This window comes from Okeania sp. (genome assembly GCF_983059655.1).
Window position 1 is genome coordinate 6,874 of the sequence record NZ_CEZPJD010000283.1, and the last position, 2,515, is coordinate 9,388.

1 protein-coding gene is annotated in these 2,515 nt (G+C 36.7%); it reads left to right on the forward strand.

Annotated elements, in window-relative coordinates; translation table 11 throughout:
* Nucleotides 1-650 precede the first annotated feature (650 nt).
* A complete protein-coding gene (locus AC3DU7_RS16565; protein WP_488040429.1) occupies nucleotides 651-2,411 on the forward strand; it encodes a pentapeptide repeat-containing protein in 1,761 nt (586 codons plus the stop codon).
* The last annotated feature ends 104 nt before the right edge of the window (nucleotides 2,412-2,515 follow it).

A 2,515-nucleotide genomic window follows, 5' to 3' on the forward strand; every position in this document is an offset into this window, starting at 1 on the left:
ATCAGTCATCAGTTGTAATAAAAAATAGGCTCTCAAGTAGATAAATACTTAATATAGTATAATCAAATACAATCTTGATGACAAATTTTATTGTAAATACTTTAAGCAATTAATATAGCTTGATTGTTCCATTTGTTTTCAGCATAATTAAATATCAAGTATAATTAAAGTCTGCGTTCTAACTAAGTAACTGAATAATTTATGATGTACTTAGATTTTTATTTCCTTAAAAAAAAAGTATCTTTTCTTTTGCAGGTTTAATACCCCACTGTCAATGTGGGTGGTCATTTCAGTTATCAGTTATCAGTTATCAGTGAAAATTGTTTGGGGCTATCGGACACGAAGTGGTGTATAGAAGACTATTAGACCTCTCCAATAATCAAAAATAAAATCAATTATTGTACTTAAATCATCAATTATTTTGTCCTACTCCCCACTCTCTACTGCCTCTTCTAAAGTAGATGTCTATTCGTAAGTAATTAGACCTTATGCCTTCTGCCCTCTGCCTTCTGCCTTCTGCCTTCTTCACATCATGAGGAATTATGACAATTTGTAATTGCTACTCAATCAAAAATATGATATAATTTATAAACATATTTATTGCATTAGCGCCCCATTTAAAGGTAGAAAAAAACGGTGGTACTATTAAAATGAAACAAGACCTTTCTAGCCAAGGCTATCAAATTATTAGAGAAATAGAGCGTCATCAAAACGAAGGAGAAGTGACATATCAGGGACTAGCTATCAAACAAGACCAAGAAGTTGTCATTAAAGAATTTCGTTTTGCAGATAGTGATGCAAATTGGGCAGGGTTTGAAGCTTATGAACGAGAAGTAGAAATTCTCAAAGAACTAGAACATCCTCGTATTCCCAATTATGTAGACTCTTTAGAAACCACCGAAGGATTTTGCTTAATTACAAAATATCAAAAAGGCAATTATTTAGCAGAAAAAAGAAATTTTACTCCCGAACAAATTAAGCAAATTGCTATTTCAACTTTAGAAATTTTAGTTTATTTACAAAGGCAAACTCCACCCATTATTCACGGTAATATCAAACCAGAAAATATATTAGTTGATACCCACTCTCATGGTGAAAGATTCCCTATTGCACATTTAATTAATTTTGGCTCTGCGCGGATCGGAATAGAAGATATTTTAACTGATGGTGTTAGTGGTACCCCAGGCTTTATGTCACCGGAACAAGAATTAAATGGTACTGTCACTATAAATTCTGATCTATATAGTTTAGGCGCAACTATCATCTGTTTGCTAACAGGTACTCCCAGTACAGACATCAAAAAATTAATAGACCGCAACTATAGCTTTAACGTCAAAAAATTAATGCCACAACTGAGTACATTATTCACAATGTGGCTAGAGAAAATGGTATCTCCCAATAGCAAAGACCGCTTTGAAAATGCAGCAGCAGCAATGGCTGCACTGAGACCAATTCCTATGTTTGGCGATGCTGCTAATTTTAAGAATGTGACGATGGCAATGAAGCCTGTAAAAACATCTGCAATAGTAGGATTGGCTAGTATTACAGCTCTTGCTATATTAGCTACGAGTTTAACAGTGTTTCGACAACAACGAGAGCAAGCTAACTTCTCAAGAACACAAAGACCTCAACAGGAAATTGTCAAAAACATCTCGGGTAAGAGTGCAGTAGAGCAATTACGAATAACTGGAGAATGTCAAGGTTGTAAGCTTCGTGGTGCTAACTTAGCAGCTATCAAAATTGAAGATGCTTATCTGCGAGATGCAAATTTATCCAGAGCTAATTTGAGGGGTATCGAACTCAGGAGAGCTAGATTGCTAAATGCCAACCTCCAAGGTGCACAACTGCAAGGAGCAAACTTGATGAAGGCTAAACTACAGCAAGCTAATTTGTCTCGCGCTCATTTAGAGGGAGCAAATTTAAGGAGTTCTAATTTAGAAAATACCAAGTTGGAAGGAGCTTTCCTTGGTGGAGCAACTTTAAAGGGAGCCATATTAGAAAATGCTAACTTACGAAAAGCTAATTTATCTGGCGCAAATTTGATGAACTCTAAATTGCAAGCTGCTAATTTGCAAATGGCTAATCTCGAAGATGCTCAACTCACTGGAGCCAAGTTTCAAGGAGCCAATTTAAGAGGAGCAAATTTAGGTGGGGCTATGATGAGTCATGCTAATCTCCGAGGTGTTGATCTTAGGAGGGCAGTGTTAAAAGATGCCGATCTTAGGAGAACAGACTTAGTAGGAGCAAATTTGGCTGATGCTAGGTTAATGGGTGTTAACCTCAGCGGAGCTAACCTCAAGGGAGCGAACCTGAAGAATGCCAATTTACAAGGAGCAAATATCGAAAATGCTAATCTGCAAGGGGCAAATTTGCAAGGGGCAATTATGCCCGATGGTAGTCTGAATGAGTAGTTGAATAATGGATAATGGATAATTGATAATGGATAATAGACATCTCCAGAAAAGAGGGAACAGGGAACAGGGAACAGGGAACAGGGAACAGGGAACAGGGAACA

What these genes read in the sequence shown, in the direction of transcription:
- AC3DU7_RS16565 (WP_488040429.1), top strand. Translation starts at nt 651, where the DNA reads ATGAAACAAGACCTTTCTAGCCAAGGCTATCAAATTATTAGAGAAATA.